Annotated in this window: 2 protein-coding genes and 1 pseudogene; 2 read left to right on the top strand and 1 reads right to left on the bottom strand. The window is 69.8% G+C overall.

The genetic code is table 11. The features are described from left to right. Together AOK00_RS16570 and AOK00_RS16565 are read left to right on the top strand one after the other, a co-directional pair. Positions 1-436, top strand: a pseudogene (locus tag AOK00_RS16570) (bi-functional transferase/deacetylase); the annotation flags it as partial. Positions 437-438: 2 nt separating this feature from the next. Beyond that, positions 439-1,704: an acyltransferase family protein gene (locus tag AOK00_RS16565; RefSeq protein WP_079042038.1), complete on the top strand. Its 1,266-nt coding sequence runs from the start codon at positions 439-441 to the stop codon at positions 1,702-1,704. Positions 1,705-1,804: 100 nt separating this feature from the next. Here AOK00_RS16565 and AOK00_RS16560 read toward each other — a convergent pair. Further along, positions 1,805-3,193 (bottom strand): SpoIIE family protein phosphatase (locus AOK00_RS16560; protein WP_159041776.1); only part of this gene is annotated, 1,389 nt, incomplete at its 5' end.

The raw sequence follows: 3,193 nt of genomic DNA, 5'->3' as shown, positions 1-3,193 counted from the left end.
CCAGCGGTACCGCTGGAGCTACGGCAGCATGCAGGCGATGTGGAAGCACCGCCGCGCCGTGACCTCCCGCGGCCCGGCCGGACGCTTCGGCCGCCTCGGGCTGCCGCTCGTCGTGATGTTCGGCGTGGTCGCCCCGCTGCTCGCGCCGCTGGTCGACATGTTCCTGCTGTACGGCGTGCTGTTCGGGGATGCCCCGATCACCCTCGCCAGCTGGGGCGGCTTCATCCTGCTCCAGGCCGTGCTGTCCTGGTACGCCTTCCGGCTCGACGGCGAGAAGCCCCTGCATCTGATCAGCCTGCCGATCCAGCAACTGGTCTACCGGCAGCTGATGTACATCGTCCTGTTGCAGTCCACGATCACGGCGCTGACCGGTGGCCGACTGCGCTGGCAGAAGCTCCGGCGCACCGGCGAGGTCGCCGCACCGGTGGAGGCCTGAGCATGACCGCATCCTTCGAGTTCGGGGGAACCCAGGAGACCCTCCGGCTGAGGATCCCCGCCGCTCTGCGACGGGAGTCCCAGCCGGCGCCGGACCCTGAGCCGTCGAGACCGGCCCCGCGCAAGGGCGGCCGGGACCGCTACCTCGACCTGCTGCGCGCGCTGGCGCTGGTCCGTGTGGTGATCTACCACAACTTCGGATGGTTCTGGCTGCCCGTCGTCTTCCCGTCGATGGGCGTGATGTTCGCGCTGGCCGGGTCGCTGATGGCACGCTCGCTCAGCCGTCCCGCCCCGGGCGTCATCCGGGGGCGGCTGCGCCGGCTGCTGCCGCCGATGTGGCTGTTCGGCGCGGTCGTCCTCACCCTGGAGATCGTCGACGGCTGGGGGCCCGAGGACGAGGGGCATCCCAACTGGTGGTGGGGCAAGCTGCTCTTCTGGCTCGTGCCGCTGAGCACTCCGCCGTACGCCGAATCGCTGAACGGTTTCGACCACCTCGTGGGGCAGGGCTGGGCGGTGCAGGTCGTCGTCCCGCTCTGGTACCTCCGCGCGTACCTCTGGTACGTCCTGCTCTCCCCGTTGATGCTGTGGGCGCTGCGGCGGATGCCGGTGGTGACGCTGTCCGTGCCGCTCGCGGTGACGATCGTGATGAACGCGTTCTTCATCGACCAGGAGTTCCTCTACGGCCGGGTCTGGGAGAACCTCAGCGACTTCGCCATGTTCGGCTCCTGCTGGATCCTCGGCATGGCTCACCAGGAGGGCCTGCTCAAGAAGATCCCGCAGTACGTCGTGCCGTCCGTCGCGCCGCTGATCATGGTGGCCGGCTGGTGGTACCTCCAGACCCGGCCGGTCGATCCGACCGTGCCCACCGACATCGAGGGCTGGCCGATCGCCCAGGCCCTGTGGTCCTTCGGCTTCGTCGCGCTCCTGCTCCACCTCAGTCCCTCCTGGGAACAGTGGCCCCGACCGCTGCAACGCTGGAACGGCCTGATCAGCCTGCTCAACGCACGCGCGGTCAGCGTCTACCTCTGGCACCAGGTCGCCTTGGTGGCCGCCATCCCGCTGATCGACCCCCTCTGGTCGGTCGGCGTCTTCTACGAGCACTTCCAGTGGCTGCTGAGAAGCCAGTGGTTTCCGCTGATGGTGGCGATCCCACTGACCGGACTGCTGGTGCTGACCTTCGGCTGGGTCGAGGACGTGGCCGCCAAACGCTCTCCGCGACTCTTCCCGTACCCGCGCCGCGTGCGGGGCAGGCGCCGGGCCGGCGCCTGACGTTGGGGGGCCAGGCGTTCGAGGCGCACTCGATGTGTGCGAACCCCGGGCGGCCCCCTGGGCAGGGCGCCGGGCTGGGAACCGGTTGGTGCGACGGCGGTCAGCGGAAGAACTGTGCTCCAGGAGAGGGCACGGCCGGCGTGGGCAGGGCCTGTTCGGCCCAGATGACCTTGCCTTCCGGTGTGTACCGGGTGCCCCAGTGCTCGCTGAGCTGCGCCACCAGGAACAGTCCGCGGCCTCCCTCGTCCGTGGTGGCGGCGTACCGCAGGTGTGGGGCGGTGCTGCTGCCGTCCCACACCTCGCAGGTAAGAGTGCGATCGCGCAACAGACGAATGCGAACCGGTGGGGCGCCGTACCGTATGGCGTTGGTGATGAGCTCGCTGAGGACCAGTTCCGTGGTGAAGGCGAGTTCCTGGAGTCCCCACTCCTCGAGTTGGTCGGCCGCGAGGCCGCGCATGGCGCCGACCTCGCTCGGGTCGAACGGCGCATCCCACTCCGCGACCCGGCCGGGGCCCAGAGTCCGTGTCCGGGCGATGAGCAGCGCTATGTCGTCGGAGGGCCGGCTGGGGAGCAGGGCGTCGAGTACGGCGCGGCGGCTGGCGTGCGGGTCTCGGTCGGGGTGGCTCAGCGCCGTGCGCAGCTTTTCCAAGCCCTCCGAGATGTCCCGGTTCCGCTCCTCGACCAGTCCGTCGGTGTACAGGACGAGCTGACTGCCTTCCGCCAGGTGCAGTTCCATGGTCTCGAACGGCATGCCTCCCAGCCCCAGCGGGGGGCCGGCCGGAAGTTCCGAGATCGTCGTCGTGCCGTCCGGGGCGACCACAAGTGGTGGCATGTGCCCTGCCCGCGCCATGGCGCAGTTCTGGGAGACCGGGTCGTAGACGGCGTAGAGGCAGGTCGCGCCCAGGACGCCGCCGTCCGGGGCGGCCCTGTCGCCTTCCTGGTCCATGCGCTGGACAAGATTGTCGAGACGGGCGAGGAGTTCGTCGGGCGGCAGGTCCATGGAGGAGAAGTTGTGCACGGCCGTGCGCAGCCGCCCCATGGTGGCCGCGGCGTGCAGGCCGTGCCCGACGACGTCTCCGACGACGAGTCCGACGCGGCTGCCCGACAGCGGGATCACGTCGAACCAGTCCCCGCCCACTCCGGACTGGGCGGGCTGGTAGAAGTGTGCGACGTCCACCGCGCTCTGCTCGGGCAGATCCTGTGGCAGCAGGCTGCGCTGGAGCGTCACGGCGAGATTGTGTTCGCGGGTGTAGCGGCGGGCGTTGTCCATGGTGACCGCGGCGCGGCCCACGAGCTCCTCGGCCAGGGACAGGTCGTCCTCGTCGAACGGTTCCGGCTTCTGCGACCGCCAGAAGTTGACCACTCCGAGCACGACGCCCCGCGCCTTCAGCGGAGCCGCGATGAGCGAGTGGATCCCGTAGCCGACGATCGCCGATGCCCGCAGCGCGTCCTGAGCGTGCCAGCCCGGCGCGTCATGGAGATCGGGCAC

This window comes from Streptomyces aureus, from assembly GCF_001418135.1.
In the GTDB taxonomy this organism is placed as follows: domain Bacteria; phylum Actinomycetota; class Actinomycetes; order Streptomycetales; family Streptomycetaceae; genus Streptomyces; species Streptomyces aureus_A.
The sequence above is the reverse complement of the archived record's forward strand: the minus strand, read 5'-3'. Positions and strand labels throughout refer to the sequence as shown.